At 40.4% G+C, this 2,101-nt stretch carries 2 protein-coding genes; both read left to right on the top strand.

Annotation, left to right across the window (positions count from 1 at the left end; translation table 11 throughout):
* Window positions 1–442 precede the first annotated feature (442 nt).
* Window positions 443–787 carry an ArsR/SmtB family transcription factor gene (locus GBH70_RS16320; protein ID WP_151682002.1) on the top strand — a complete coding sequence of 115 codons (345 nt, stop codon included), beginning with the start codon at window positions 443–445 and terminating at the stop codon, window positions 785–787.
* 43 nt (window positions 788–830) lie between these two features.
* On the top strand, window positions 831–2,101 hold a 1,271-nt coding region (locus GBH70_RS16315; RefSeq protein ID WP_151682003.1), incomplete at its 3' end, for an arsenic transporter.

Below are 2,101 nucleotides of genomic sequence, written 5' to 3'. Positions count from 1 at the left end.
TGCAAAAACTTGACTCACTCTATCTAGGAACATCACGAAACGCCCAAGTCCCAAATTGATGTTTTCGGGGCTCGCCCCGAAAACATCAAAGGTGCACTTGTCAAAGAACAATCATTCAACTGGAAATTGACTCATTTAGTAGGATCGAAACTTATTATACGAGAGTGTCTGGAAATTACTGATTTTTAAACGATGTCGAGAAAAATTTGACACATACCATTCGATTGCATTTTGCTTGGTCCCAATTCTGTACAACTTTTTCTGCCTTAATGATTCCATTTTGTCTTCTTTGAAATAATAAAATATGAACGCCCTATAAAAAAAGGATGATTTATTTTCACGATGTAAAGTTGGAATATATGTTTTACATTTAACTTTTTGTTGCATATATAAGTATATAGTTATATATTAATATAAGAAACTCATAAGTGAGGCGAATCCGATGTTAAATACGCTGATTGAATTAGATAACGCAGCTGCGATTTTAAAATTATTAGGGGATAAAACCCGGCTGTCGATGATGAAAATCCTTGATGGCGAAACTTGCTGTGTCTGTGAATTTGTTGAAATGTTTCAGATGAGCCAGCCTGCCGTCAGCCAGCATCTTCGCAAGTTAAAAGATATGGGATTGGTGCAGGAAGAGAAGAAAGGGCAGTGGGTTTACTATTCCATCCGAAAAAGCAACGAGTATTATCCTTTTGTAAAACAGATACTCGATCAATTGCCGGCTCAAAACGAGAAGTTACATGAAATGAAAAGGTTAAGTATAGGGAATTCTTGCTGTTAATTTGGGGGTCATCAGTTTGTCAGGTACATTGTTATTAGCCGTTATGATTTTTATTGCAACATTAGTGTTTGTCATTTGGCAGCCAAAGGGGTTGTCGATCGGCTGGCCGGCGATGGGAGGGGCAGTTTTAGCGCTTATTACAGGAGTAGTCAGTTTTAACGATGTCATTGAGGTCATCCATATTACTTGGAACGCTACCCTATCTTTTGTCGCCATTATCCTCATATCCTTAATTTTGGATGAAATTGGATTATTTGAATGGGCAGCATTACATATGGCGAGGATTGCGAAGGGCAATGGCATTAAAATGTTTGTTTTCATCAGTATTTTAGGAGCAGTTGTTGCCGCCTTCTTTGCCAATGACGGGGCCGCATTAATCTTGACGCCGATTGTGCTGGCGATGGTCAGAAACTTAAATTTTAAAGAGAAAATGATTTTTCCGTTTGTTATGGCGAGCGGTTTTATCGCAGATACGACTTCACTGCCACTTGTTGTCAGCAATCTGGTGAATATCGTGTCGGCAGACTTTTTCCATATTCCATTTGTCGATTATGCACTAAGGATGATCATTCCCGACTTTTTTTCACTGGCTGCAACGATTACAGTGTTGCTGATCTATTTCCGGAAAAGCATCCCGAGACAGTACGATTTATCAAAGCTGAAGGAACCTGCATTAGCCATTCGTGATCTGAAAATGTTCCGCATGTCCTGGTATATATTGGGGATTTTGCTGGCCGGTTATTTAGCGAGTGAATTTATCCATATTCCGGTTTCGTTGATCGCCGGTACCATTGCAGTTTTCTTCCTTATCATGGCGGGACGCAGCAATGCAATTGATACAAGGGCTGTCATAAAAGGTACACCGTGGAGTATCGTTTTCTTTTCAATCGGAATGTATGTTGTTGTATTCGGTTTGGGAAATGCCGGTTTCACTACAGCATTAGCCGGTGTTATCGAGGCTTCAACCGAAAAGGGATTGTTCATCGGCACAATTGCAATGAGCTATATTGCAGCCTTTCTCTCATCCATCATGAATAATATGCCGACTGTAATGGTGGATGCATTGGCAATTGCAGAAACGCATACTTCCGGAGCTATTCGGGAAGCACTCATTTACGCCAATGTCATCGGATCCGATCTCGGCCCGAAAATTACACCGATCGGTTCGCTTGCAACCCTTGTGTGGCTGCATGTATTGTCCCAAAAAGGCGTCAACATTTCATGGGGGACTTATTTTAAAACCGGTATTACTTTAACGATTCCGATATTACTGATCACGCTTTTAGGTTTATTGATTACACTACTGATGTTTTA

The organism is Weizmannia acidilactici (assembly GCF_008974225.1).
In the GTDB taxonomy this organism is placed as follows: Bacteria; Bacillota; Bacilli; order Bacillales; family Bacillaceae_C; genus Weizmannia; species Weizmannia acidilactici.
The sequence above is the reverse complement of the archived record's forward strand: the minus strand, read 5'-3'. Positions and strand labels throughout refer to the sequence as shown.

Coding starts and splice junctions, on each gene's coding strand:
- GBH70_RS16320 (WP_151682002.1), top strand. CDS start 443: ATGTTAAATACGCTGATTGAATTAGATAACGCAGCTGCGATTTTAAAA.